A 25,406-nucleotide genomic window follows, 5' to 3' on the forward strand; every position below is an offset into this window, starting at 1 on the left:
TATTACTTTTATATTAACACACTTCTTCTTTTTTGTCAACAAAAAAAAGCGGACAGCACATAGCCGCCCGCTCTTAAAAACTTATTACTTAGCGTTCTTCTTAGCTTCGATATCAGCAAGAGCGTCTTTTCTTGAAAGATTGATCCTGCCCTGATCGTCGATCTCCATTACCTTAACAACGATCTCGTCGCCAACAGAAACAACGTCCTCCACCTTTTCTACTCTTGATTTGTCAAGCTTAGAAATGTGTACCAAACCGTCCTTACCAGGAGCTATCTCAACGAAAGCACCAAAGTTCATGATCTTTACTACCTTACCTCTGTAGATAGCACCTATCTCAGGGTCATTAGCGATAGTATTGATGATATTGATTGCCTGTTCAGCCTTTTCCTTGTCGATACCTGAAACGAATACGCTGCCGTCCTCAGATATGTCTATCTTAACGTCACACTCAGCAGAGATCTTCTGAATTACCTTTCCGCCTGAACCGATAACTTCTCTGATCTTGTCAACCGGTACCTTTGTTGCCAGCATCTTAGGTGCCCACTTGCTTACCTCAGCACGAGGAGCAGGGATAGCCTTGAGCATTATCTCATCAAGAATGTACATTCTTGCTTTTCTTGTCTTTTCAAAAGCACTTGCGATTATCTCAGGTGTCAGACCGTCGACCTTGATATCCACCTGAATAGCTGTGATACCGTTCTTTGTACCGCCTACCTTAAAGTCCATATCGCCGTAGAAGTCCTCAAGACCCTGAATGTCTACCATAGTCATCCAGCTGCCGTCCTCCTTAGTGATAAGACCGCATGAAATACCTGCAACAGGCTCTTTGATAGGAACGCCTGCGTCCATAAGTGCAAGTGTAGAACCACAGATAGAACCCTGTGATGTAGAACCGTTTGAAGAAAGCACCTCAGATACGCATCTGATAGCATATGGGAATTCTTCAACAGAAGGGATAACCGGAACGAGTGCTCTCTCAGCAAGTGCACCGTGACCTATCTCTCTTCTTCCAGGGCCTCTTGAAGGTCTTGTTTCACCAACAGAATATGAAGGGAAATTGTACTGGTGCATATATCTCTTGGAAGTTTCCTCGTCGATACCGTCAAGCTTCTGAGCGTCTGAAACAGGGCCAAGTGTTGCGATAGTCATTACCTGTGTCTGACCTCTTGTGAAGATACCTGAACCGTGTACTCTTGGGAGAACGCCAACTTCTGCGGCAAGTGGTCTTATCTCATCTATACCTCTGCCGTCAACACGCTTGCCCTCATAGAGCCAGTTTCTAACTATCTTCTTCTGGAGCTTATACATAACTTCGTCAAGAACAGCAGTGTTATCCTCGCACTGCTCGTCGAACTTCTCGTGAACAGCGTCGATTATTGGCTGGAGTCTTGCGTCTCTTACATTCTTATCATCTGTATCAAGAGCAACCTTTACCTGCTCGCCTACCATTGCTTCAACAGCGTCGAACAGATCGTGGTCAACTTCCATTGACTCAAACTCAAACTTAGGTTTACCGATCTGAGCCTTGATATCGTTGATGAAAGCTACCATTTTCTTTATCTCTTCATGACCTGTCATGATAGCCTTGAGCATAAGGTCATCAGGGATCTGGTCTGCACCTGCTTCGATCATAACTATCTTTTCAGCAGAGCCTGCAACTGTAAGGTTAAGTCTGTTCTTAGCTCTCTGCTCAAGAGTTGGGTTGAGCACCAGCTCGCCGTCAACGTAACCTACGTTGATAGATGCAACTGGGCCGTTCCAAGGGATATCAGAGATAGAAAGTGCAATAGATGTAGCTATCATACCTGTGATCTCAGGTGAGTTGTCAGGGTCAACAGAAAGAACTGTCATAACAACTGAAACGTCATTTCTCATATCCTTTGGGAAAAGAGGTCTGATAGGTCTGTCTACACATCTTGAAGCAAGGATAGCCTTGTCAGAAGCCTTGCCTTCTCTCTTTGTGAAAGAACCTGGTATTCTGCCTACTGCATACATTTTCTCCTCAAAGTCAACTGAAAGTGGGAAAAAGTCAACACCCTCTCTTGGCTTTGCGGAAGCTGTAACGTTAGCCATTACGACCGTTTCACCGTATCTTACCCAGCAAGAGCCGTTAGCAAGTCCGCAGGTCTTACCTGTTTCAACTACTACAGGTCTGCCTGCATATGTCGTTTCAAAAGTTTTGAAATTCTCAAACATTGTCTTTCCTCCATTTTAGAAATTTAGTTTTTTCTGTATGGTGAAAGCATTAGCAATAAACAGGACATACGAGCTTCATACATTCTGTTTAATGCTAAGTTACCTTTCACCTACAGTTCAAATAAACACCAAAAGGCAGTGGCAATAAATGCCTCTGCCTTGATGTCAGTTACATGATTACTTACGGATACCCAGCTTTTCGATAGTAGCTCTATATCTTTCGATATCCTTCTTCTTGAGGTAGTTGAGAAGATTTCTTCTCTTACCGATCATCTTGAACAGACCGCTTCTTGAGTGGTTGTCCTTCTTGTGTGTCTTAAGATGTTCTGTAAGGTCGCTGATTCTCTTTGTAAGGATAGCGATCTGCACCTCAGGTGAACCTGTGTCTGTTTCGTGAGTTCTGTTAGCTTCGATAACAGCTGTCTTTTCGTCTTTTCTAAGCATTTTTTTGTACCTCTTTCGTTAAAATATTTCCGATGTAAAAGAATATGGCAGGTAACTTTCCCACTTACGGGCGTGACCCATATTCTGTTGCATGGATATGTTGCAGTAAGCAACTCATATATTATACATTATTTCAGACAAATTGTAAATAGTCTTAACAGAAATTTTACAACTATTCTATGCCGTGATGAGCCTTGCCTGCTGTGAGTGTGTTTCTCATAAGCATTGCAATGGTCATAGGGCCAACTCCGCCCGGAACAGGTGTGATAAATGAAGCCTTATCCTTGCAGTCCTCAAAATCAACGTCACCGCAAAGCTTGCCGTTTTCATCACGATCCATACCAACGTCGATAACTACTGCGCCCTCCTTGATATAATCAGCGGTTATCATCTTTGGTCTGCCAACAGCCGCAACTAGGATATCTGCTCTCTGGCAAACTTCTTTAAGATCTTTTGTCTTTGAATGGCAGATAGTAACAGTGCCGTTATTATGCAAGAGCAACATAGCCTGTGGCTTACCAACGATATTGCTTCTGCCAACCACTACGCACTCCTTGCCTGCAATGTCAGTGCCTGTTGACTTGATAAGCTCCATAACGCCGGCAGGTGTGCATGGAAGAAAGCTATAGTCGCCTATCATTATTTTGCCCACATTTACAGGGTGGAAAGCGTCAACGTCCTTGTCAGGTCTGATGTTATTTATTATCACTTTATCGTCAAGGTGCTTTGGCAGTGGGAGCTGAACGAGTATTCCGTCCACTTTGTCGTCATTATTGAGCTTTTTGACAAGGTCGAGAAGCTCTTCTTCTGTTGTTTCCGCAGGGAGAGCATACTTGAATGAATTAAAGCCCACAGTTTCGCAAGCCTTTTCCTTGTTTCTTACATAGACCTGTGAAGCAGGGTCATCACCTACGATGACCACTGCAAGACCTATCTCTATGCCCTGCTCTTTAAGCTTCTCTGTTTCAAGTCTTATTTCTTCCTTGACCTTGGCTGATACTGCCTTGCCGTCAATTATCTGTCCCATTTATTCTTCCTCCGTATCCTTTTCATCTGTATCTTTTACTTCGCTGTCCTCGTCGTTATCGTCACCAAGGATAGACTTATACTCTGTCTCGGCTTTGGTGTGTGACTCCTTGTCCTTTTCCTCGGCTTCTTTAAGCTTGTCTTTTTGAGCCTGCTTGCCGAATTTTTCGTCATATTCTTTTTGAAGCTCAATAAAGCTTTCGCCCTTATCTTTAGCCTCTTTTATCTTATGTTTAAGCTCTTTCTTTTCCTGCTGCATATCATTATAGCTGTTATACTGCTCAAGCTGAGCCTTTGAAAGCTCAGTGTCAACGAACAGTTTATAGTCGCTGTTTCTCTTTGTGATACCTCTGAACACGATTATAAGTACAAGTGAAGCAAGAACACAAGTGCCTGCAACAAGCTGTGATACTCTTATGTTTCCAAGATAGAGCGAATCTGTTCTCAGACCCTCGATGAAAAATCTTCCCAGACCGTACAAGCCTGTGTACATAAGGAATACTTCGCCGTCAAACTTGCGGTGTTTAAGATAGAAATGCAGGATTATAAATCCAATAAGACACCAAATAGATTCATAAAGGAAGCATGGGTGGATAGGGTCAAGAGCCGACACTTTGCCGCCAAGCTCGTCATAATGATTTGAGATATATTCCATTGTGGTGTTGCTTATCATGCCCCAAGGAAGCTTTGTATTTGCACCGAAGGCCTCCTGATTGAAGAAGTTGCCCCAGCGTCCGATACACTGACCGATAAGAAAGCACGGTGCGACCACGTCAAGAAGTGCAGTAAGCTTCAGCTTTCTTATTTTTGCGATTATTCCACCTACAAGTATCGCACCGATAAGTCCGCCGTAGATAGCAAGACCTCCGTCACGAATATCGAAAAACTCTGAGAATTTCATGCCCTCTGTATTAAATATGATATAATAAAATCTTGCGCCAAAGATAGCTCCAATAAGTCCGCCGATAACGGAATCTGTCGCTCTGTCAGGGTCGATGCCTACGGTCTTCATTCTTCTGAAGCCGTATATCATCGCAAGAAGAATACCGATGGTTATTAAAAAACCATACCAATATATCTTGAAATTCGTACCTGGCACTGTAAAAAGCACTCTGTCGATATCAATACCCTCTTTGAAGATATTGTCACCCTTTCCGAAATTGGGGAAATAAACTCTGTTTGGAAACTCTCTGAGTTTTTCCCTTATTGCGTCATTTGCCGAAGAGTCGGCAAGAAACTGCAATGCTGTCATAAATTTATCATTCCTTTCACTGAGTCTGTGGCTCAAAATACCTACTTATTATCCACCACGGAGATAGACGACTTTTCAGGGTCGAACATTTCTCTTACGGCGTTTTCGCAATCCTCCACAGTCATTTCTGCAAGCACCTGTGCTTCATAGAAAGCGTCCGAGTTTTCAAAATAGCTTTCTGCAAGATAATCTGCTGCTCTTTCAGGATTATTCATTCCTTTTACTATTTCGCCGTACATAGAACGCTTTATCATATCAAACTGCGACTTGTCAAAGCCCTCTGTCTTTACACGTTCTATCTCCGCTAGATAACGGCGATAAAGCTCTTCGGGGTCATGGGATTCACCTGATATTATTGGAGAGAATACTCCGCCGCTTGTGAACACTTCGACACCGAACTGCGAATTTATCAGTCCGTCATCAAAAAGCTGTTTATAAAGTGGCGAAGACGAGCCTATAAGCAGATGAAGCGCAACTGACGCTGTTCCAGCCTTTTTGAAAAGTTCTCTGCCCTCATAAGGCTTGCACTTGAAGCCGATATTGAAAAGTGGCAGACCCACAGGGAAGCTCTGAAATATCTTTTTCTGCGCTACATTCTCAGGTTCATCAGGAAGCTTTGTTTCAGCTCCATATTCTCGCATGGCTTCAACATTTTATCGCATATTTCCATGACCTTATCCTCGTCAACGTTTCCCGCAATGGCAAGGACCATGTTGTGAAGATTATAGAAAGTGTAGTAACACTTATAAAGAAGATCAGGGGTTATCTCAGCAATAGTATCAACAGTTCCTGCAATATCTATCTTTATAGGGTGATTTACATACATTGCTCTCAGCAGATTATAAAAGCACTGTCTTTCAGGAGAATCTGCACACATTTTTATCTCCTGACCGATTATACCCTGCTCTTTGGCTACAGACTGCTCTGTAAAATATGGCTTCTGAACAAAGTCAAGAAGTATTTCAAGAGAATCCTCCCAGTTTTCCGAGCAACTGAACGTATATGCCGTTTCATCAAAAGACGTGAAAGCGTTTGCGTTGGCACCAGTTTTTGCATATAAGTCAAAAACATCTGTGTCCTCGTTTTCAAAAAGCTTATGCTCCAAAAAGTGAGCAATGCCCTCAGGCACAGTGATGAAATCTTTGCTGTCCTTGGTCTTGAAACAGTTGTAAATTGAGCCGTACTTTGTGGCAAATATGGCTTCTGTAGTTGTGAAGCCCTCCATTTTCCACACAAGCACGTCAAGTCCTGACGGGTGATGAAAAACGCTGTAGCTCTCGCCCAGTCGCTCGCTCTTTACGATCTCCTTATTCATCACAGTCCTCCTCTTCCTCGCCCCTGATCACGAAAACAGTATCAGGCCTAAAGGTCTTTGCACAGCTATTATGTCCTCACGGGTAAGCTTTGCTATCCGCTCGTTTATCTCCTCAGGGGTGAAAGCCGTGTTTCGTGTATTCTGTGCCGCATACCAACCCATGATATCATATATGCTGTCATAGTTCGACTTGAAGCCGCCGCAAAGAGATTTCTTTGTGTTTTCAAGCTCCTCATCTGTAAAGTCACCATTACATATGGCTTCGAGCTGTTCTTCGATAGCTTTTTTTGCCTTTTCTATGTTACAGCTTTCAACGCCACTATCGATAAAAAGAGTGCCCTTTCTGTCGACATATGCGGAAGAACAATAATAGCAAAGGCTGAGCTTTTCTCTCACATTTGCAAAAAGCTTTGAAAAAGGCGTAGCCCCGAGAAGCATACAGAAAAGCTTTGCGGTGTAGATATCCTCATAATCAGACTTGAATGCCATGACCATTTTGCTTTGGCTTACCTGCATTTTAAGCTCTCTATAAACAGGCTCTGCCTTTGCAGGTGAATTGTGTCTGTAGTCTATCTTCTCCACAGGCGAAACTCTTTCGAGGGCAGCCATTTCATCTCTTATAAGCTTTTCCGCAGCAGCCGTGTTTCCACCGCCTGATATGGTTATCTCTATCTTTGCACTTTCAAGAAGCTTTTTGTGTTGTCTTAACAAATCCTCCTGAGTTATGTTCTCAGCAAGATCCACAGTTCCGATTGCAGACACAGCCGCAGGCTCGCCCTCAAAGATAAGCTTTTTAGCCTGCAAAAGTGCATAGCCACGCTTGTCATTGACAGTGGCAACAATAGCGTCGATAAGCTCCTGCTTTCTCAAAGTAAAATACTTCTCACAGAACTTTCCGTCAACAAGGTGAGGTCTTATCAGACAATTGAGAAGCTGTCTTACAACCTGAACGGATATTACTTCACCGTCTATAGTATAATCGTCACCAATAAAGCTCGCAGACAGACCGACAGACTGATAATCGCCTATGGTACCACAGTTGGTGCCGATACTTGAGCCGTAAAGCCCTGTGAGTGTAGATGTAAGCTTTGTTCGTGAAGGTATCTCTGCATTTGATGTCACAAGCACTGTTTGAAGCATTGCATTTACGCAGGCTGTTTTTTCGTTCAGCGGTGATATAAATGCTATTTTCACGCAGTTTGACTTGAATTTCTTGTCATATATTCTTGTAAGAGATATCCCTCTGCCGAGTTCTTCCCTACTATAAGATACAGCCATTTGATTACTCCTTCAAGCGTTTTCACGCTAAAATTTTTCGTGATAACACGATAATAATAATATAGTATATCACATTCCTGTGCAGATTTCCATACTTTTCACAAGAATTTCATAAATACACTTATTCTATTACCGTATAAATGAAATTTTCCCAGTGAAGCATTGTTCCCTCGTCTGTTTCGTCAGGCAAAAGCGCTCTTGCCATAAGAAGATCTTCGCCTGTGTCCACATTGAGAAGATGTGCATAATCGCCGTCAATTTTTGTTACCTTATATGTTCTTGGCTCCATTTTTATTCTCCTTTTCTGTCCATAAATACCACGTTTTCAGCACCCAGTCTGTTTTCAAGTTCGACAAGCAGTTCAGGACACATTTTCACAGCATGAACAGACTTTATGCCTGTCATTTTGCGTATATCGCTGAAAAATACCGCAAACTTTGAACCAGACTGTGCTCTGAATTTCTCGGCTATAGTTCTAACAGCTTTATGCCCTCTGCATCTCTTGAAACAAGCCTTACGCAAATATCCCTTTGAAGCTGTAATGAGCAAAATCTATCGACAGGCTCGAGCATATCCGCAAGTATCTTAGGTTCTTCCTCCTCCTTGCAGGATATCTTGCCTTTGACGTGTAGAAGCGCTCTGTCTTTTATAAGGCCTCCCATAGTTTGAAAAACTGACGGAAAAACCACTATCTCTAATGTTCCGAACTTGTCTTCAAGCTCCACAAAGCACATCATATCGCCTTTTTTGGTCTTTAGCATTTTTCTGCCCCTGACCATTCCTGCATAGTCTACTTCCGCCCCATCAGCGAAACGTTTATCAGCCATTCCGCCCTCGTCTGTACAGGCTTTTATGAGCTGTGCAGAGGTGACGCACCTTGTGGCTGAGATCACACACTCAAAGCGGTCTATAGGGTGGGCGGATATATACATACCAAGAGCTTCATGCTCAAATTCAAGAAGCTGCTGTTCGTCAAACTCGCCGCAGCGTTCTATCTTCTTTTCCATTGGCAAAGCAGCACCCATACCAAACAAATCAAGTTGACCCTCGATCACACTTCCGTCTGACCGAGTTACGCTTTTCATTATGTCCTCGCAGGCATTGAGATGTTCACGTCTGGTGTATCCAAAACCGTCAAAAGCTCCACTCTTTATAAGTGCTTCCACTGTTCTCAGGTGGATATCTCTGCCCGAAACTCGTGTACAAAAGTCTTGAAGCGAACGAAACGCTCCACCTGATTTACGCTCAGAAACTATCCTGTCGATAGCCCCCTCACCAAGCGACTTAACCGCAAGAAGTGCAAAGCGTATTCCCTCAGGCTCTGCCACAAAACCGCTTTCGCTCTTATTTATATCCAGCGGCAATATCTTCACACCGTTTTTGCTCACGTCTGCAATATAACCGTAAAGCTTATCGGTGCTGTCAAGAAGCGTGATAGTCATAAGTGCCGCCATGTATTCTTTATAGAAATGACATTTTAAATACGCTGTCTGATATGCGATAGTTGCATAAGCCGCCGCATGGGATTTGTTAAAGGCATAGCTTGCAAAAGAGGTCATTTCGTCAAATATCTCATTGGCAACATTAACGGGCACACCGTTTGCCACTGCACCACAGCACTGCCCTTTCTCACCGTAGATAAACGCTTTTCGCTCGTTTTCCAAAACAGCCGCTTTCTTTTTAGCCATTGCTCGCCTTACGATATCCGCTCTGCCGTATGAATATCCTGCGAGCGTGCGGAATATCTGCATTACCTGCTCCTGATAAACTATACAGCCGTATGTCACTTCAAGTATGCCTTTGAGCAATGGGTGCTTATACACTATCCTGTCAGGTTCATGGCGGTTTCTGATATATGTTGGGATCGAGTCCATAGGTCCTGGGCGGTAAAGAGAGATAACAGCGATAAGGTCCTCTATTCTTTCAGGGCGAAGCTTCATGACCGTTGCGGTCATTCCTGCACTTTCAAACTGGAAAACGCCCTCCGTTTTGCCCTGTGACAGCATTTCATATACCTTCTTGTCATCAAGAGGTATCTTCTCCAAGTCAAAATCAGGGTGAGTTTCTATCACCTGCTTTCGGCAGTGGTCTATAATGGTAAGGTTGCGGAGTCCGAGAAAATCAATTTTAAGAAGTCCCAATCGTTCAAGCACTGTCATTGTATACTGTGTGGAAACTTGTCCGTCACGAGAATAGAGCGGCACATAAAAATCCACAGGCTCTTTTGTGATAACAACGCCTGCTGCGTGGGTAGATACATTTCGTGGCATACCCTCGACGCTCATGGCAATATCAAGAAGTTGTCGTATCTTCATATCAGTCTTATAGAGAGAACTAAGCTCAGGTATATTCTCAATGGAATATTTAAGCGGCTGACCTCTAGGTATTTTCTTTGCAAGCATATCTCCTGTCTGATAAGGCAGACCCATTGCTCTTGCCACATCTCTCACTGCCTGCTTTGCTGCAAGCGTACCAAAGGTCGCAATCTGCGCCACATGGTCAGAGCCGTATTTCTCCACAACGTAATCAATAACACGCTGTCTGCCTTCCATGCAGAAATCTATATCAAAGTCAGGCATAGAAACTCTTTCGGGATTGAGAAAACGTTCAAAAAGCAGATCATATTTCAGCGGGTCTATACCCGTTATGCCTATGCAATAAGCACACAGACTTCCTGCACCTGAACCACGTCCGCAGCCAACAGGTATACCGTGGGTCTTTGCATAGTGAACAAAATCCCATACTATAAGATAATAGTCAGTATATCCCATTCTCGTTATAACGTCAAGCTCATAGTCAACACGTTTCAAAGCCTCTTTTGTAGGATTTTCATAACGTTTATAAAGCCCTTTCATGCACATATCACGAAGAAACTTTTCGTTATCTGAAACACCGTCTATATGGAAATACGGAAGCTTTGTTTTGCCAAACTCAAAGCTTACATTACATCTGTCAGCTATCTTTACTGTATTCTCCAGCGACTCAGGCTGAGAGGGAAAAAGCTCCGCCATTTCTTCTGCTGACTTTACATAAAACTCGTTTGTCGGAAATTCAAGCCTGCTTGGGTCGTCTAGCGTCGTGCCTGTTGAGATACACATTAGCACACGTTGCGCATTAGCGTCTGAACGTCTGAGATAGTGTGCGTCATTAGTGCAGACCATCGGTATTCCTGTTTCTCGTGAAAGCTTTATAAGCATAGGCAATATTCTCTGCTGGTCTGCAAACTTATGATTTTGAAGCTCTATAAAGTAATTATCCCTGCCAAATATAGCACGATATTTAAGAGCAGTCTGCTTTGCAGCCTCATAATCGCCATTGGTAAGCTTTCTGGGTATCTCACCCGCAAGACAAGCCGACAGACAGATAAGCCCATTATGGTATTTTTCAAGCAATTCAACATCTACTCTCGGTTTGCTGTAAAAGCCCTCTGTATATGCCGCCGACACAAGCTTTATAAGATTTTGATAACCCTCGTTGTTTTCGCACAGAAGCACAAGGTGGTAAGGCGAACTGTCTATTTTCGCTAGCTTGTCAAATCGTGTTCTTGGTGCAACATACACCTCACAGCCTATTATAGGCTTTATTCCATGAGCAAGGCACTCGTTGTAAAACTCCACTGCCGCAAACATATTTCCATGGTCTGTGACCGCAACTGCTTTCTGTCCAAGCTCCTTTACACGCAAAACAAGCTCCTTGATACGGCAGGCGCCGTCAAGGAGCGAATATTCACTATGAAGATGTAGATGTACAAACTCAGGCATTTTTATTCCTCTTTCAGTGCAAGACCTTTTTCAACTCTTATCCTGTCAGCTATTTCTGCTATCTTCTGCAATCTATGGTTTGCCCCCGAACGTGAGATAGGAGGATCTATGGCTGCACCAAGATCTTTAAGATTGAAGTCAGGATTATTATATCTAAGCTCAGCTATCTCCTGCAAATTATCAGGAAGAGAATAAAGCCCCACTGTCTCGTCTATAAGCTCGATATCGCTTATCTGCTTTTCCGCTGCTTTCAGCGACTTCTCTATATTGGCATTATCGCAATTCACCGCTCGGTTTATCTTGTTGCGCATATCTTTCATCATTTTTACGTTCATAAGTTCAAGCGAACACATAGGCGCACCCATAAGAGTAAGCATATCTATGATATTCTCAGACTCTTTTATGTAACTATCTGTGCGTTCTTACGTTCAACGTGCTTTGGAGTGATATCGTAATTATCTATAAGCAGCATACCAAAATCATTACAGAGCTCTATCGTTGGCATAACGAACTCCATATGATATTTTTTCTCAGGATTGTTCACCGAACCGCAGGCAAGAAATATACCAGCCACGAGCTGTGGATAAAACTTCTCTTTAGGCAGGTCAGCTTCTTCCAAACGCCTGCTCTTATCCATTCTGAAATAGTCAAGAAGTGTGAGCCTGTCCTCACGCTCAGGAATATCCAAAGCATAAAGCACAACGCCGTTTCGCTTTTTCTGCTCTGTGACTAACACTGCGTTTTCATTACCGGTTATCCTGCCGGTGTTCAACACGAAAAAGTCCGCTACCGCTTTGTTTTCAGTGAGAAAAGATATCTCATCATCTGACAGACAGTTACAATACGTGAGCATACCCATCATGCACACGTCAGCCTTTGGCTTTGAATTTATCTTGCTGATTATTTCTTCTTTTGCTCTGTATGAAAAGGATACGTCCTCCAACTTTCAAACCGCCTTACTGATTATTTATATCTCTGTGTGTTATTCTTATCCTGTGACCTTGCTTTCTCAGATGCTCCGCAACTGCTTCTGCAAAGGTAACGCTCCTATGCTTTCCGCCCGTACAGCCGAACGCTATAACAAGCTGTGACTTGCCCTCTTTTTCGTAAAGAGGTATGAGATAGTCGATAAGATCTGTTAGCTTGCCTAGAAGCACTTTGGCTTCGTCAAAGCTCAAAACATAATCATAAACGTCCTTGTCAAGACCTGTTTTGTTCTTAAGCTCAGGTACATAAAACGGATTAGGCAGACACCTTACATCAAATACAAGGTCGCCCTCGCTCATTGCACCGAACTTGAACCCGAACGACTGAACATCAATATGCATAAACTCGTTGTTTCCAAGAAATATGGAATAAAGCCTTTCCTTAAATTGAGCTGTTGAGCTTCTGGACGTGTCTATATAAAAATCAGCCTGTGCTTTTATAGGTCTTAATATCTCACGCTCAGTTTCAATAGCTTTTCTTATGTTTCCATATGACACCTCGTCAAGAGGGTGCTTTCTTCTTGTTTCCTTGTATCTTCTCACGATAACGTCATCTGAGCTGTCAAGGAAAAGTATTTTAAGACTCACGCCCTCGCCCTGAAGCTGCTTTACTGTGTCTTGAAGCTTCAGAAAAAGGTCGCCGCCTCTTATATCAACAACAAACGCTACCTTGTCTATTTTTCCGTCAGACTGACTGCATATGTTTGCAAACTTTGGGATAAGTTCAGGCGGCATATTATCAACGCAGTAATATCCTATATCTTCAAGCACATTCACGGCACTTGATTTTCCCGATCCTGACATACCGGTAATTATCACAAACTGCATAACGTTCATTCCTTTCTTACAAAGCTGAAAAAAATCATCACTTATTGATCCCTATTTAAATTATTCCTTGTAAGGTATTATCTTTACCTCACATTCAAGAAGATAGCCTGTCTGCTCTTTGACAATGTGCTGAACGTGTCTTATCACCGACATAATATCTTCAGTTGTTGCACCACCCTTGTTCACCACAAAACCGCAGTGCTTTTCAGACACCTGTGCTCCTCCCACTGTGTATCCCCTCAGACCACAGTCCTCAATGAGCTTTCCTGCAAACTGTCCCTCAGGTCTTTTAAAGGTCGAGCCTGCACTTGGATATTCAAGTGGCTGTTTTGAACGGCGTCTGCCCATAAGCTCCACCATTTTGTCCTGAATATCGTCATACGCTCCTGCCTCAAGTCTGAACACTCCTGAGGTTATGACTTCGCCGTTTTTCTGATAACAACTGCTGCGATAAGCAAGAGCCATTTTATTTGCCTCTGTAGTATGTACAGTACCGTCAGCCCTCACGGAGTTCGCAGAGGTTATAACGTTTTTAATCTCCCCGTCATAAGCACCTGCGTTCATGTATATCGCACCGCCCACAGTTCCCGGTATGCCATAGGCAAACTCAAGTCCTGTGAGGTTATGCTCAAGAGCGAATCTGCACAGCTTTATAAGGCTGCACCCAGCCTCGGCGTATATGGTGTTTTCGTTCATCATTTTTATCTCGTCCACTGACTGACCCATGAGGAACACCACGCCCTCATAGCCTCTGTCATCAAAGAGAAGATTTGAGCCATTTCCAACAACAATATATCTTACGTTCCATTCGTGTGCGGCTCTAACAAGTTTTGCAAGGCTTTCCTCTGAGCTTATATCCACCATTGCGGTGCATGCTCCACCGGTGCGGAATGTGGTATGCTTTGAAAGCGGCTCGTTGTAGACAACATTACATTCAAGCTCTGAGGCAAGATCAAGCAGCTTTTGTGTATTCATATATATCTGTAAAACGCCCTTGTGAGGCTTCTCCTTTCATCGTTTTAAATATCGAGGTTTGGTCTTTTCGCAAGGACATATTCCCTTATCTTTTCCCAATCACTGTTCATGATAAGCTTCTCAGGAAAATCAAGTTCCTCCGCTATCTCTGCCACTTTCGGTGTTTGACCGATAAGCTGACAGAAATGGCAGTCTGAATCTAAGACCACAGGCACTTCATACTTTTTGCAAAGCTTCAAAAGCTCCACTACGTTTCTTCTGGGCGACCTTTTGCACGCAAATGAGCTTTCATTTATCTCCACAAGCTTGCCGTACTCCTTGAACGCCTTTACACCCTTTTCATAATCGAACATAAAAGGTGCGGTGGTGCAGTGACCTATGACATCCACCTGAGGGTTCTGTGCGACTTTCAGCCAGCTTTTAGTGTGGTTCTCAGGTGTCGAGGGAGTATAGCAGGCACTGTGCATAGACGCCACCACCCATTCAAGTCCTGAAAGCAGCTTTTCGCTGGTATCAAGCTCTCCGTCATCGCTCACAACGTTAGCCTCTATGCCTCTGAGGACGGTTATCCCGTTTATCTTTCTTGGCAGTATGCCAAGGTTCACAAAGTGCCAGATATGTGGCGAATCGGGCATTTTCATGGCATGGTCTGTCATCGCTATGCCTTTCATTCCGTATTTTGCCGCCCACTGGCAGTTCTCTGTTATGGTGGAGTAAGCATGAGTTGAAGCTATAGTGTGCGTGTGCATATCTCCCTGTAAGTGCATTATAATCTATCTCCTATTTAAAAAAGTATATGCGTGTTTTTAGAAATTATCCCAGTTCTTGACCTTGTCTTTCTTGTCCATTTGCAGACCAAGATTCTGCAAAAGTTCAGCGGCAGCGTTATAACCCATTTTCTTTTGACGGTTGTTCATAGCCGCAACTTCAAGGATAACAGCAAGGTTTCTGCCCGGCTTTATAGGAATGGTAAGGCTAGGTATCTTGATTCCGAGAATAGTTGTATACTCATTGTCTACACCCATTCTGTCGTATATCTTTGTGCTGTCCCATGGTTCAAGCTCTACGATAAGGTCTATCTTCTCGCTGACCTTTACAGCACCCATACCGAACAGACGTCTTGTGTTGATGATACCGATACCTCTCAGTTCCAGGAAGTGACGGATATTATCAGGTGATGAGCCGACAAGCGTTCTGTTTGATGTCTTTCTGATCTCAACGGCATCGTCAGCCACAAGTCTATGACCTCTCTTTACAAGCTCGATAGCGGTCTCGCTCTTACCAACACCACTCTCTCCCACGATAAGGATACCCTCGCCGTATACTTCGATAAGAACGCCGTGGCGTGTTATTCTCGGAGCAAGCTCAACGTTCAAATAGCCGATAAGTGCGGCGATAAATGCTGTTGTGCTGTCCTGAGTTCTTGCGATAGGCACGCCGTATTTCTTAGCTATCTCAACCATTTCAGGGTAAAGCTCATGACCTCTTGCCACGATAAAAAGCGGTATCTTTGTAGCAAAAAGAGCGTCTATCCTCTCATATCTTGTTTTCTCGTCAAGTGAAGCAAGATAAGCAAACTCCATATTTCCGCATATCTGAACACGCTCTGCATTGAAGTACTCATAAAATCCCATAAGCTGAAGTCCAGGTCTGTTACAATCGTTCTCAGTAACAACAAGGCTGCTGATGTTCTCAGGAGCGTAGATTATCTCCATATTAAGCTGTTTGATTATCTCCTCGACAGTAACGCTGAATATCTCTGCCATTGAATATCATTCCTTTCCAGTCAAATCTTATATTCTAAGTAAACCTTTGTTATACATCTCCTGTGCGGCAAGCATAACGCCTGCTTTGCCAGTAGGGTATGTGATACCGCCCTGAAGCCATGCGGCAAACGGCGGTCTTATAGGGCGTCGGCGGAAAGCTCTATGGACGCACCCATTGTGAATGCTCCTGCCGCCATTATAACCTTGCTGTCATAACCCGGCATATCCCATGCCTCTGGAGTAACATAGCTGTCAACCGGTGAGCCTTTCTGTATTCCCTGACAGAAAGCCACGAGGTTTTCCTCGTTCTCAAGAAGAATAGATGCGATTATATCCGTTCTTGTTTCTCCGCTCTCAGGAAGGGTCTTGTAACCAAGTTTTTCAAAGAAACGGCAGGCGAAAACGGAAGTTTTAAGAGCAGAAGCAACCACCTGCGGTGCTAAGAAAAAGCCAAGGAGCATTTCTCTGTTCTGATTAAGTGAACAACCAACTTCCTTGCCCATGCCAACGCAGGTGAGCCTGTCGGCACACTTTTCCACAAGGTCTGCTCTGCCGCAGATATATCCGCCTGTAGAGGCTATTCCGCCGCCCGGATTTTTTATAAGCGAACCTATGATAATATCTGCACCAACGCTCAGTGGCTCTTTTCTTTCAACAAACTCACCGTAGCAGTTATCCACCATGACGATTATATCAGGATTTGCTTTCTTTGCTGTTTCTGCTATCTTTCCGATTATCTCAACTGTCAGTGAAGGTCTGAGAGAATAGCCTCTTGAACGCTGGATATACGCTATCTTTGCGCCAACGGCTTTCTTTGCTATCTCGTCATAATCAGGGTACATCTCGTCCACCAAGTCTACCTGCTCATACTTTACACCGAAATCAATAAGTGAGCCGTTGCCCTTTTCACCTCTGATACCAATTATCTCCTCAAGAGTATCATATGGCTTTCCAGTGCAGGCAAGCATTGTGTCTCCGCTTCTAAGCACGCCGAAAAGTGCTGTTGACAGTGCATGAGTGCCGTTCACAAAAGTGTGTCTTACCAAAGCGTCCTCGCCGCCAAGCGCCTGAGCGAACACCTTGTCTATAGTATCTCTGCCCATGTCGCCGTATCCGTAACCTGTTGTGCCTTTAAGACAGCCCTCGCTCACACGATTGTCTATAAAAGCTTTCAGCACTTTCTGTCCGTTATACTCGGCATTGCTGTCTATTTTTTCAAACATCTCCCTGCACTCATTCTCTGCCTCGGAGGCAAGAGATAAAAGCTTTGGGTCTATATCAAATATACATTCATTCATTTTCTATTCTCTCCAATACAAGATCTATTCCGCAGGCTTTAAAGCCTATCTCCTCATAATAGCTCACTCTATGGGGTCTTGCAAATAATCTGACCTGAAAGCCGTCCTGTGTGAGCTTTTCACCTATCCAATACAAAAGCTGTCTTGCATGGAACTTTCCACGCTCCTCGGGTATTGTTCCAACGTGTCCCACAAGTGCCACTCCGTCTATGATATACTGTATGGTGGCGGTGGTGTAATCACCCAGCAGGAACGACTGCGAAAGTCCTCTTCTTACTCTGTGGGAAGTATCCGTGAGCCACAGCTCATAGGAATTTTTTATTGCAGGGAAACACGGTGCGAGTATCCTGAAAACATCATCGAGTTTTGGAAGCTCGTTCACGTCAAGGGGCGGAATATCGTTTTTCGCAACAAAGCTGAACTCCGTCCTTTTGTCGCCCTTATACTCTGCCTTAGTGAGTTCTGCAAGCTTATCTGAATACTCCGCCTCAAACTCCACGGAAGCAGGCTTGTTCATAAGAATGAACCCCGCAAGCTCGCCCAATACCTTATCGTCAAATCTCTTATCCTTGAAAGTCGATATCATCATAGAGGCGTTGAATACTGATATGATACCAAGCTTTTCTCCATTTTCCTCAACGGCATAGAAATGCAGAAAATCATACCCTGTGCCGTATGCCGCAAAGTGCGACTTTATACGCCTTGTATAATTGTTAGGTTTAAGACCGCTCAGCAGTTCTGAGCTGATCTCTTTGGTTTCATAGATCATTTGTTATAAGTCCTATCCAAGATCAATTTTGTAAGAACATAAGCGTTCTCAAAGTCCGCCTTATTTATCACGCAGCTTGGAGAATGAAGATATCTGCAAGGGAGCGACACTGCGGCAGTCTTTACACCACCACGGGAAACGTGTATCGCACCTGCGTCATTTCCTCCTGCCACCATTGTTTTGGTCTGGCACGGCAGACATTTTTCTTCTGCCGCAGAAAATGCAAGCTCAAAAAGCTCACGGTCATACATTGTGTGTCTGTCCATATATGAAACAACAGGACCTTTTCCAAGCTCACATACCCTTTTCTCTCCAGAAGCCGATGGAATATCCGCAGCAGTTGTGGATTCAAGCACCACTGCATAATCAGGCGCAACAGTAAACGCCGCACAGGTCGAGCCTCGCAGACCTATCTCTTCCTGCACCACGAAGGTGAAATATGTGTCATACTCTACGCCCTCTTCTATCATTCTGAGCATTATTGCACAGCCTGCTCTGTCGTCTATAGCCTTGCATTTCACGAAGCCCTCGCCGAACTCTACAAAATCGGAAACAAATCTCACGCTGTCCCCAAGGCGCACAAGCTTCAAGGCTTCCTCACGGCTGTCAACACCTATATCTATGGTAAGCTTATCAAAAGGCACAGACTTTTTTCTCTCCTCGGCTGTGAGATTATGGATAGCCTTTCCGCCCACAACGCCAAGGACGTTATTCCTGCCGATTTTGACACGTCTGCCGAAAACAACTCTCGGGTCAACACCGCCAACTGATGACACTTTCAGCGTGCCGTCAGAATTCACATAGGTGACTATCATGCCAACCTCGTCCATATGAGCAGACACCATTATCTTATTTTTAGGCGTCTTTTTGCCCTTGCAGAAAGCTATGACATTGCCAAGGTTATCCACCCTTATTTCAGCTTTATCGCCTATTTTATCTATTATATATTCTCTTACCGCTCCCTCGTCGCCTGAAATGCCGTCAAGGAGGCAGAGGTCTTTCAGTTTATCCAACATAAATATCTACACTCTTTTCAGATATTCTGCAATAAGCAGAGCCGTATTATCAATATCGTTTATATCAACTATCTCCACAGGCGTGTGCATATGCTTTTCCGGAATGGATATGGTAACGGCTTTTGTTCCGCTTCCGCTCATACCGATAGCATCAGCGTTCGTACCTGTTTTTCCGCTCATGACTTCAAGCTGATATGGTATGCCCTTTTCTTCTGCAAGGCTAATAAAGCTATCTGACATCTCTCGTGAAAGGGACGGAGCAATTCCTATCATCGCTCCATTGCCCATTATGCCGCACTCTTCCTCGCTCTCATAGTGGGTCTTTGCAAAGGAAACGTCCACCACTATCGCATAGTCTGCATTGATATCAAAGGCGGCTGTTTTTGCACCACACTCGCCAACTTCTTCCTGCGTTGAAAAGCAAACTGCGATATTATAAGCTGTCTGCTGACCATTGAGAAGCTCCAAAGTCTTTAGGATAGCCGTACAGCCTGACCTGTCGTCTATTGCTTTAGATGTCACACGGCTTCCTGCGAGCCTTTCGGCTTTGTTTTCTATAAGCACTCTGTCACCAAGGGAAACATACTTTGCTGCATTTTCACGGCTCGTAAAACCTATATCTATGAAAACGCTGTCAAGGTCTGGTGCGACAGAGCTGTCTTTTTCAAGGTGAGGTGGAGTTGAAGTCACGATGCCCGTGAGCTTTTCTTTGCCGTAAACTGTCACCTGCTGAGCCAAAAGAAGCCTTGCATCAAGGCCACCGCAGCCTGATATTTTCAAAAAGCCGTCCTCTGTGATGTATGTGACTATCATGCCTATCTCGTCTATATGGGCGTCAAGAAGCATAACAGGCTTGCCGTCCTCCCAGCTTCCAACCTTGCAGATAACACTGCCAAGAGCATTATCCAAGGTGACTTCGCCATACTCTTCAAGGAGCTTTGCAGCAGTCTCAGCCGCTGAGCCTTCCGCTCCTGATACGCCTGCCGCAGAGCAAAGCTGTGACAGTATCTCAAATGTATCCATAATACATATCCCTGCTTTTTATAAAATTAGAGTTCGTTCACAAGTCGCTTGAAATGTCTGCCTCTTGCCTCAAAGTTAGGATAGAGGTCAAAGCTTGCGCAGGCAGGTGAAAGAGTTACAACATCTCCGCTCTCTGCCATTTTTTGAGCAGTAAGAACAGCTTCTTCAAGTGTCTTTACTCTTACTATCTTAAGACCGCTTTCAGGATAGAGCGGGCTTTCTGTAACAGCCTTTTCTATCTTGTCTGCTGTTGCGCCAAGAAGAATGAGTATTTTCACATTCCTGTTTACAGGTTCTGCAAGAGGCTCAAAAGGTATCTTCTTGTCATAGCCGCCTGCGATAACAATAAGCTTCTGATTAAATGAATTAAGTCCTGCGATAACTCTTGTAGGGCTTGTTGCGATAGAATCGTTATACCACTTAACACCGTCTATCTCTCTTACAAATTCGATCCTATGCTCAACGCCGCCGAAATTCTTTGCTACCTGAACTATGCTCTGGATAGATACCTCGCCCCATACTGCGGCAATAGCTGTGAGATAGTTCGCAACGTTGTGGATACCGGGTATCCTTATATCGTCCTTGTGTACTATCTCTGTAGTTCTGCCCTTTTCCGTGTAGCAAAGCATACCGTCGTCATTAAGATATGCGCCTGTCTGAACAGGGTGCTTTAGAGAGAATGTGACAAGCTTTCCTCTTACGAGGTCTGCAAGCTTTATAGTTTCCTCGTTATCTTCGTTGAGTACAGTTCTTGAATAGCCGTTCTGATGAGCGATAAGGTTGGCCTTTGCACCGATATACTCCTCCATTGTTCCGTGAACGTTCAGGTGGTTTGGAGTGATGTTTGTGATTGCGGCAACGTTTGGCGACTGTCTCATTGAGATAAGCTGGAAGCTTGAAAGCTCAACTACTGCAACGTCGCTGTCTGACATTGTTTCAACTATAGGCAGAAGTGCCTTGCCGATATTTCCGCCGATATGGACACGCTTGCCCTCGGCTTTGAGCATTTCGCTGATAAGTGTAGTAGTAGTAGTCTTTCCGTCTGAACCTGTTACGCCGTATATCTTGCATGGGCAGAGGTCAAAGAAAGTTTCCATTTCTGATGTAATGGCAACGCCTGCTTTTCTTGCCTTTGTGATAGTTTCATCATTATAGTACATACCCGGTGTTCTGAAAACTATATCGCAATTAAAGATGATATCAAGATAATGCTCGCCCAATGAGAACTCACAGCCCTTTGCGGAAAGCTCCTCATAGATAAGCTCATCAAATTCGTCCTCTGTCTTTTTGTCGCAGACAACGCATCTTATGCCCTTTGAGAGAAAAAGCTTTATAAGCTCCAGATGACTTACGCCCGTGCCTATGAACGCTACTCTCTTATCTTTTATTTCCATAAAATATCTTTGTGCTTTTGTCATGTCATTAACTCCTTCAATAATTCTGTCAGTTGTGTGCAATATACTGCACACATACCTATTCTATTTTATTATATATCATTTTATCCAAAAACGCAAGGACTTTTTTATATATGCAAAAAAAGTTTACCTGTCGTGTGGTCAGCAAACGTTTACTTGATTTTTGTGTCTAAATGTGCCGCAGTAACAGTGTGTTTTTTGTGAAAAGTGAGAAAAATTTATTATTTGCGAAAAAACTATTGTAAAATCGGGATTTATAAAGTATAATATATGTATATTGGTATGTTTCGTACTGACCTGAGGTCAGACAACAATTAGTATTGGAGGATATGATAATAATGGGTAATGCTGACAATGTATTGTTCGACAATGACTCAAGAGTTGCACCGCTTGGTCTTATTGCTATGGCAGGCGCTTCCGAGCTTGGCAAGAAGGTAGACGGTTATCTTACAAAATGGGCTAATGAAAACGAATTTGTTAAGGATACTTTCCTTGTTGAGGCTGTTTGTCCTAGATTTTCTTCCGGTGACGGCAAGGGCCTTATCAAGTCATCTATCAGAGGCGACGATCTTTTCATTCTCTGCGACGTAGGAAACTATAGCTGCACATACAACTATTTTGGCAGGGAAAACAGTATGTCACCTGACGATCATTATCAGGATCTTAAAAGAATAATCCAGGCTGCAGGCGGTAAGGCTCACAGAATAAACATCATCATGCCTTCCCTTTACGGCGGCAGACAGCACAGAAGAAACTACAGAGAATCTCTTGACTGTGCAGTTGCTCTTCAGGAGCTTCAGGCTATGGGTGTTTCAAATATCCTTACTTTTGACGCTCACGATCCAAGAGTACAGAATGCTGTTCCGCTCATGGGTCTTGACAACATAATCCCTTCCTATCAGGTTCTCAAGGCAATGTTTAAAAACCTTTCAGATTTCAGACCTGACAAGGATCACTTCATGATAATCTCCCCTGATGAGGGTGCTATCAACAGAAATATGTACTATGCTTCCGTTCTGGGCGTAAACCTCGGTATGTTCTACAAGAGAAGAGATTATTCAACTATCATCGACGGCAGAAACCCTATCGTTGCTCACGAATACATGGGTAATGACGTTGCCGGCAAGGACGTTTTCATCGCCGACGATATCATCTCATCAGGCGAGTCAATGCTGGATATCGCTGTAGAGCTTAAAAAGCGTAAAGCTAACAAGATCTACTGCTATGCTACTTATCCAATTTTCACAAATGGTCTTGAAGCATTCAACAAGGCTTATGCTGACGGCATCATCGACGGCGTATTCGGCACAAACCTCACATACAGAACTCCTGAGCTGCTTTCAAGCCCATGGTTCTATGAGGTAGACTGCTCTAAGTACATTGCTTACTTCATTGCATCACTCAATCATGACAAGTCTATCTCACAGGTCATCGACCCACACACAAAGATCGAAGCTCTGCTGAAAAAATACGGCATAAAGTAAATTCAATACACAACGATAAAGTTCGGGGCGGACGGCTGTCCCGAACTTTTTTTATATGAGGAGAAGATAAAATGATATTTGCAGGGATAGTTGCAGGTGGCTGTGGCTCTAGGGTAAAAAGCGCGGTTATACCAAAGCAGTTTATAGAGATAGGCGGAGTGCCTGTTATCATTAGAACAGTGAGAGCGTTTCTTGCAGTGGAGGAAATAGATATGGTTTATGTGGGCATAAAACCTGACTGGCACGAATACACTGACGAGCTTTTTGAACGCTTCGGGATAGACAAAAAGCGTGTAAGAGTCATAGACGGCGGAGTTGACAGAAACGGCACTGTAATGAACATAGCTGAGGCAATAGTCGCTGAACATGGTGAGAATGAGGGGGACATAATACTCACCCATGACGCTGTAAGACCGTTCGTGACAGAGAAAATAATAAAGGACAATATCGAGGCAATGGCGAAACATTCCGCCTGCGGAACTTATATGCCTGCAGCTGATACCATAATAAGATCTGACGGCGAAAAAGTCAGAGAAACGCTTAACAGAAGCGAGCTTTATCAGGCGCAAACTCCGCAAACTTTCAGACTTAGGGATCTGAGAAGGAATTATTATTCGCTTAGCGAGGAGCAAAATAAAAAGCTGACGGATACTTGTTCTGTGTTTACAGCCTGCAATGAGGATATATACCTTGTCGTCGGGGACGCAATGAATTTCAAGATAACCACAGATAGCGATCTAAGAATGGCGAATGCACTTGCAGAATTAAGTGAGAAATAAATCAAGGCGGTGTTGGAGAACGATCTCTGCACCGCTTTTTTCTATAGCCTACCTTGCTTTGTGCGGTTTTCAGCATAAATAAGATCACGCCCAAAACGAATATTCTCACAAAGCTTGTCAATAATAACAAACGAAAAGTTTCGCAAAGCTTATCTGTTGTTCAAAAAGTCAATAGCCATGTCTGCAGGCAGTACACCTTTTGTGCATACCTATAAAATATATTAGATATGACTAACTAAGATTGACATACAACTTCGCGCGTGGTAAAATAAATGTGGTTAGTAGCTACTAACCTAGTGAGAATAGATCATGCAGACTTCTCTATGATGACAAGAGCGAAATGTCATCAGCCCGAATGGTGGTGCGTTCGGGTAGTCTGCATAATATTAAAAAGGAGCTTATATTATGAACTATCTTGAAATCGTAAAAGTAATCGGACGTGAAATTCTGGATTCCAGAGGAAACCCAACTGTTGAAGCTGAGGTATATCTCGCAGACGGAACAGTGGGCAGAGGCACTGCACCAAGCGGTGCGTCAACAGGCGAGTTTGAGGCCCTTGAGCTTCGTGACGGCGATAAGGGCAGATATGGTGGAAAGGGCGTAACAAAGGCAGTTGAGAACATCAACACTGCTATCAATGACGCAGTATGCGGACTTGACGCTTCTGACATCTATGCCGTTGATAAGGCTATGATAAAGGCTGACGGCACTAAGGATAAGTCAAAGCTTGGTGCTAACGCTATCCTCGCTGTTTCTATCGCTGCTGCAAGAGCGGCTTCTATCTCTCTGGATATTCCTCTCTACAGATTTCTCGGCGGCATATCAGGAAACAGACTTCCTGTTCCTATGATGAACATTCTTAACGGTGGCGCTCATGCTGCAAACACTGTTGACGTTCAGGAGTTTATGATAATGCCAGTTGGTGCTCCAAGCTTTAAGGAAGCTCTACGCTGGTGCGCTGAGGTTTTCCACGCTCTGGCTTCACTGCTTAAATCAAAGGGACTTGCTACTTCTGTAGGCGATGAGGGCGGCTTCGCTCCTGACCTTGCAAGCGACGAGGAAGCTATCCAGTATATACTCGAGGCTGTTAAGAATGCAGGTTATGAGCCTGGTAAGGACTTCATGATAGCAATGGACGCTGCTTCAAGCGAGTGGAAAGGCTCAAAGAAGGGCGAGTACGTTCTTCCAAAGGCCGGCACAAAGTTTACTTCTGCCGAGCTTATCGAACACTGGAAGAAACTCGTTGAAAAATACCCTATCATCTCTATTGAGGACGCTCTCGACGAAGAGGACTGGGAGGGCTGGCAGCTTCTCACTAAGGAACTTGGCGGCAAGGTGCAGCTCGTTGGCGACGACCTGTTCGTAACAAATACAGAAAGACTTGCAAAGGGCATCAGCCTTGGCTGCGGCAACTCTATCCTTATCAAGCTCAATCAGATAGGCTCAGTTTCTGAAACACTTGAGGCTATCAAAATGGCTCATAAGGCAGGCTACACTGCGATTTCTTCACACCGTTCAGGTGAAACAGCAGACACAACTATCGCTGACCTTGCAGTTGCTCTTAACACTTGCCAGATAAAGACAGGCGCACCAAGCAGAAGTGAGCGTGTTGCAAAGTACAATCAGCTTCTCAGAATTGAGGAAGAACTTGGCGAAAGCGCAGTTTATCCACAAATGGGCGCATTTAACGTAGTCAGATAGTTTTTTGTCATATAAGGATCAAGCGAAAGCTCAGAAAAAGCAGTCCACAGGGGCTGCTTTTTTTGTTGGATAAATGCAGTGTAGGGGCAAT

General features: G+C 43.9%; 22 protein-coding genes and 2 pseudogenes. 3 read left to right on the forward strand and 21 right to left on the reverse strand.

What is annotated here, in order from left to right:
- Positions 1 to 84 precede the first annotated feature (84 nt).
- From DW793_RS00275 to murD, 21 genes and pseudogenes are all read right to left on the reverse strand, one after another.
- Entirely contained in the window at positions 85 to 2,199 is a 2,115-nt protein-coding gene (locus DW793_RS00275; RefSeq protein ID WP_022286743.1) for a polyribonucleotide nucleotidyltransferase, read from the reverse strand.
- A gap of 177 nt (positions 2,200 to 2,376) precedes the next feature.
- Positions 2,377 to 2,643 carry a 30S ribosomal protein S15 gene (gene rpsO / locus DW793_RS00280; protein ID WP_022286742.1) on the reverse strand — a complete coding sequence of 89 codons (267 nt, stop codon included), beginning with the start codon at positions 2,641 to 2,643 and terminating at the stop codon, positions 2,377 to 2,379.
- 172 nt (positions 2,644 to 2,815) lie between these two features.
- Entirely contained in the window at positions 2,816 to 3,670 is an 855-nt protein-coding gene (folD, locus tag DW793_RS00285) for a bifunctional methylenetetrahydrofolate dehydrogenase/methenyltetrahydrofolate cyclohydrolase FolD (RefSeq protein ID WP_118156733.1), read from the reverse strand.
- Positions 3,671 to 4,921 carry a prolipoprotein diacylglyceryl transferase gene (gene lgt / locus DW793_RS00290; protein WP_118156734.1) on the reverse strand — a complete coding sequence of 417 codons (1,251 nt, stop codon included), beginning with the start codon at positions 4,919 to 4,921 and terminating at the stop codon, positions 3,671 to 3,673.
- A gap of 41 nt (positions 4,922 to 4,962) precedes the next feature.
- Entirely contained in the window at positions 4,963 to 5,562 is a 600-nt protein-coding gene (locus tag DW793_RS14935; protein WP_252969581.1) for an insulinase family protein, read from the reverse strand.
- On the reverse strand, positions 5,511 to 6,236 hold the full coding sequence (locus DW793_RS14940; protein WP_252969582.1) for an EF-P 5-aminopentanol modification-associated protein YfmH: 726 nt from the start codon (positions 6,234 to 6,236) through the stop codon (positions 5,511 to 5,513). The genes DW793_RS14935 and DW793_RS14940 overlap by 52 nt, the downstream gene beginning before the upstream one ends.
- 27 nt (positions 6,237 to 6,263) lie before the next feature.
- Positions 6,264 to 7,514, reverse strand: coding sequence for an EF-P 5-aminopentanol modification-associated protein YfmF (locus tag DW793_RS00300; RefSeq protein ID WP_252969583.1), 1,251 nt, complete (start codon positions 7,512 to 7,514; stop codon positions 6,264 to 6,266).
- 121 nt (positions 7,515 to 7,635) lie between these two features.
- Entirely contained in the window at positions 7,636 to 7,803 is a 168-nt protein-coding gene (locus DW793_RS14490; RefSeq protein WP_022286737.1) for a hypothetical protein, read from the reverse strand.
- A 2-nt stretch (positions 7,804 to 7,805) separates the two neighbouring features.
- The gene (locus DW793_RS14420) at positions 7,806 to 8,036 is read right to left on the reverse strand and encodes a hypothetical protein (RefSeq protein WP_147342134.1); all 231 of its coding nucleotides are present in this window, start codon (positions 8,034 to 8,036) and stop codon (positions 7,806 to 7,808) included.
- Positions 7,982 to 11,275 carry a DNA polymerase III subunit alpha gene (locus DW793_RS00305; RefSeq protein ID WP_118156735.1) on the reverse strand — a complete coding sequence of 1,098 codons (3,294 nt, stop codon included), beginning with the start codon at positions 11,273 to 11,275 and terminating at the stop codon, positions 7,982 to 7,984. Before DW793_RS00305 ends, DW793_RS14420 begins: the two co-directional genes overlap by 55 nt.
- A gap of 2 nt (positions 11,276 to 11,277) precedes the next feature.
- Complete coding sequence (gene whiA / locus DW793_RS14945) at positions 11,278 to 11,652, reverse strand: DNA-binding protein WhiA (protein ID WP_252969584.1); 375 nt, start codon at positions 11,650 to 11,652, stop codon at positions 11,278 to 11,280.
- Positions 11,641 to 12,137 (reverse strand): annotated as a pseudogene (gene whiA / locus DW793_RS14950) (DNA-binding protein WhiA); the annotation flags it as partial. The gene whiA (DW793_RS14945) and the pseudogene whiA (DW793_RS14950), both read right to left, overlap by 12 nt.
- Positions 12,138 to 12,231: 94 nt before the next feature.
- On the reverse strand, positions 12,232 to 13,089 hold the full coding sequence (rapZ, locus tag DW793_RS00315) for an RNase adapter RapZ (protein WP_038671699.1): 858 nt from the start codon (positions 13,087 to 13,089) through the stop codon (positions 12,232 to 12,234).
- A 60-nt stretch (positions 13,090 to 13,149) separates the two neighbouring features.
- Positions 13,150 to 14,064, reverse strand: a complete 915-nt coding sequence (gene murB, locus DW793_RS00320; protein WP_117927397.1) for a UDP-N-acetylmuramate dehydrogenase — start codon at positions 14,062 to 14,064, stop codon at positions 13,150 to 13,152.
- A gap of 44 nt (positions 14,065 to 14,108) precedes the next feature.
- Complete coding sequence (locus tag DW793_RS00325; RefSeq protein ID WP_118156736.1) at positions 14,109 to 14,831, reverse strand: phosphatase; 723 nt, start codon at positions 14,829 to 14,831, stop codon at positions 14,109 to 14,111.
- A gap of 39 nt (positions 14,832 to 14,870) precedes the next feature.
- The gene (hprK, locus tag DW793_RS00330) at positions 14,871 to 15,830 is read right to left on the reverse strand and encodes an HPr(Ser) kinase/phosphatase (RefSeq protein ID WP_022286731.1); all 960 of its coding nucleotides are present in this window, start codon (positions 15,828 to 15,830) and stop codon (positions 14,871 to 14,873) included.
- Positions 15,831 to 15,857: 27 nt separating this feature from the next.
- Positions 15,858 to 17,128, reverse strand: a pseudogene (locus DW793_RS00335) (methionine gamma-lyase family protein).
- Positions 17,121 to 17,897, reverse strand: a complete 777-nt coding sequence (locus DW793_RS00340; protein WP_118156737.1) for a hypothetical protein — start codon at positions 17,895 to 17,897, stop codon at positions 17,121 to 17,123. Before DW793_RS00340 ends, DW793_RS00335 begins: the two are co-directional and overlap by 8 nt.
- Positions 17,894 to 18,913 carry a M42 family metallopeptidase gene (locus DW793_RS00345; RefSeq protein WP_118156738.1) on the reverse strand — a complete coding sequence of 340 codons (1,020 nt, stop codon included), beginning with the start codon at positions 18,911 to 18,913 and terminating at the stop codon, positions 17,894 to 17,896. The genes DW793_RS00340 and DW793_RS00345 overlap by 4 nt, the downstream gene beginning before the upstream one ends.
- 6 nt (positions 18,914 to 18,919) lie before the next feature.
- A complete protein-coding gene (locus tag DW793_RS00350; protein ID WP_118156739.1) occupies positions 18,920 to 19,936 on the reverse strand; it encodes a M42 family metallopeptidase in 1,017 nt (338 codons plus the stop codon).
- A gap of 26 nt (positions 19,937 to 19,962) precedes the next feature.
- A complete protein-coding gene (murD, locus tag DW793_RS00355; RefSeq protein ID WP_118156740.1) occupies positions 19,963 to 21,354 on the reverse strand; it encodes a UDP-N-acetylmuramoyl-L-alanine--D-glutamate ligase in 1,392 nt (463 codons plus the stop codon).
- 335 nt (positions 21,355 to 21,689) lie between these two features.
- On the opposite strand from murD, the gene DW793_RS00360 reads away from it, so the two are divergent.
- From DW793_RS00360 to eno, 3 genes are all read left to right on the forward strand, one after another.
- On the forward strand, positions 21,690 to 22,835 hold the full coding sequence (locus DW793_RS00360) for a ribose-phosphate pyrophosphokinase (RefSeq protein WP_181982500.1): 1,146 nt from the start codon (positions 21,690 to 21,692) through the stop codon (positions 22,833 to 22,835).
- Positions 22,836 to 22,906: 71 nt separating this feature from the next.
- Positions 22,907 to 23,614, forward strand: a complete 708-nt coding sequence (locus DW793_RS00365; protein ID WP_118156741.1) for an IspD/TarI family cytidylyltransferase — start codon at positions 22,907 to 22,909, stop codon at positions 23,612 to 23,614.
- Between the two features lie 405 nt (positions 23,615 to 24,019).
- Positions 24,020 to 25,315: a phosphopyruvate hydratase gene (gene eno / locus DW793_RS00370; protein ID WP_117938613.1), complete on the forward strand. Its 1,296-nt coding sequence runs from the start codon at positions 24,020 to 24,022 to the stop codon at positions 25,313 to 25,315.
- Positions 25,316 to 25,406: the final 91 nt, after the last annotated feature.

The sequence above is a fragment of the Ruminococcus sp. AM31-15AC genome (assembly GCF_003462045.1).
Taxonomy (GTDB): domain Bacteria; phylum Bacillota; class Clostridia; order Oscillospirales; family Ruminococcaceae; genus Hominimerdicola; species Hominimerdicola aceti.

Coding starts and splice junctions, on each gene's coding strand:
- DW793_RS00275 (WP_022286743.1), bottom strand. CDS start 2,199: ATGTTTGAGAATTTCAAAACTTTTGAAACGACATATGCAGGCAGACCT.
- rpsO (WP_022286742.1), bottom strand. CDS start 2,643: ATGCTTAGAAAAGACGAAAAGACAGCTGTTATCGAAGCTAACAGAACT.
- folD (WP_118156733.1), bottom strand. CDS start 3,670: ATGGGACAGATAATTGACGGCAAGGCAGTATCAGCCAAGGTCAAGGAA.
- lgt (WP_118156734.1), bottom strand. CDS start 4,921: ATGACAGCATTGCAGTTTCTTGCCGACTCTTCGGCAAATGACGCAATA.
- DW793_RS14935 (WP_252969581.1), bottom strand. CDS start 5,562: ATGCGAGAATATGGAGCTGAAACAAAGCTTCCTGATGAACCTGAGAAT.
- DW793_RS14940 (WP_252969582.1), bottom strand. CDS start 6,236: ATGAATAAGGAGATCGTAAAGAGCGAGCGACTGGGCGAGAGCTACAGC.
- DW793_RS00300 (WP_252969583.1), bottom strand. CDS start 7,514: ATGGCTGTATCTTATAGTAGGGAAGAACTCGGCAGAGGGATATCTCTT.
- DW793_RS14490 (WP_022286737.1), bottom strand. CDS start 7,803: ATGGAGCCAAGAACATATAAGGTAACAAAAATTGACGGCGATTATGCA.
- DW793_RS00305 (WP_118156735.1), bottom strand. CDS start 11,275: ATGCCTGAGTTTGTACATCTACATCTTCATAGTGAATATTCGCTCCTT.
- whiA (WP_252969584.1), bottom strand. CDS start 11,652: ATGCTTACTCTTATGGGTGCGCCTATGTGTTCGCTTGAACTTATGAAC.
- rapZ (WP_038671699.1), bottom strand. CDS start 13,089: ATGCAGTTTGTGATAATTACCGGTATGTCAGGATCGGGAAAATCAAGT.
- murB (WP_117927397.1), bottom strand. CDS start 14,064: ATGAATACACAAAAGCTGCTTGATCTTGCCTCAGAGCTTGAATGTAAT.
- DW793_RS00325 (WP_118156736.1), bottom strand. CDS start 14,831: ATGCACTTACAGGGAGATATGCACACGCACACTATAGCTTCAACTCAT.
- hprK (WP_022286731.1), bottom strand. CDS start 15,830: ATGGCAGAGATATTCAGCGTTACTGTCGAGGAGATAATCAAACAGCTT.
- DW793_RS00340 (WP_118156737.1), bottom strand. CDS start 17,897: ATGATCTATGAAACCAAAGAGATCAGCTCAGAACTGCTGAGCGGTCTT.
- DW793_RS00345 (WP_118156738.1), bottom strand. CDS start 18,913: ATGTTGGATAAACTGAAAGACCTCTGCCTCCTTGACGGCATTTCAGGC.
- DW793_RS00350 (WP_118156739.1), bottom strand. CDS start 19,936: ATGGATACATTTGAGATACTGTCACAGCTTTGCTCTGCGGCAGGCGTA.
- murD (WP_118156740.1), bottom strand. CDS start 21,354: ATGACAAAAGCACAAAGATATTTTATGGAAATAAAAGATAAGAGAGTA.
- DW793_RS00360 (WP_181982500.1), top strand. CDS start 21,690: ATGGGTAATGCTGACAATGTATTGTTCGACAATGACTCAAGAGTTGCA.
- DW793_RS00365 (WP_118156741.1), top strand. CDS start 22,907: ATGATATTTGCAGGGATAGTTGCAGGTGGCTGTGGCTCTAGGGTAAAA.
- eno (WP_117938613.1), top strand. CDS start 24,020: ATGAACTATCTTGAAATCGTAAAAGTAATCGGACGTGAAATTCTGGAT.